Origin of the sequence: Pseudomonas sp. SIMBA_067, assembly GCF_046534675.1 — a bacterium.
In the GTDB taxonomy this organism is placed as follows: Bacteria; Pseudomonadota; Gammaproteobacteria; order Pseudomonadales; family Pseudomonadaceae; genus Aquipseudomonas; species Aquipseudomonas putida.
Genome location: NZ_JAWRYH010001337.1, coordinates 1 through 236, shown reverse-complemented (window position 1 = coordinate 236; position 236 = coordinate 1). Strand labels below are relative to the sequence as shown.

Here is a 236-nt window from a genome sequence, read left to right as displayed (position 1 = left end):
CCACCGATCACGTCGGAATGGCCGTTGAGGTACTTGGTGGTGGAGTGCACCACAATGTCGAAACCCAGCTCCAGCGGGCGCTGAATCCATGGGCTGGCGAAGGTGTTATCGGCGACGCAGATAATCCCGCGATCCCGGCAGATACGCGCGATTGCACTGAGGTCGGTGAGGCTCAGCAGCGGGTTGCTCGGCGTTTCGACCCAGACCATGCGCGTGTTCGCCTGCAACGCCGCCTC

The 236-nt window shown here is 62.7% G+C and carries 1 protein-coding gene; it reads right to left on the bottom strand.

The window, feature by feature from the left end:
• On the bottom strand, positions 1-236 hold a 236-nt coding region (locus SB765_RS33690; RefSeq protein ID WP_410933044.1), incomplete at both ends, for a PLP-dependent transferase.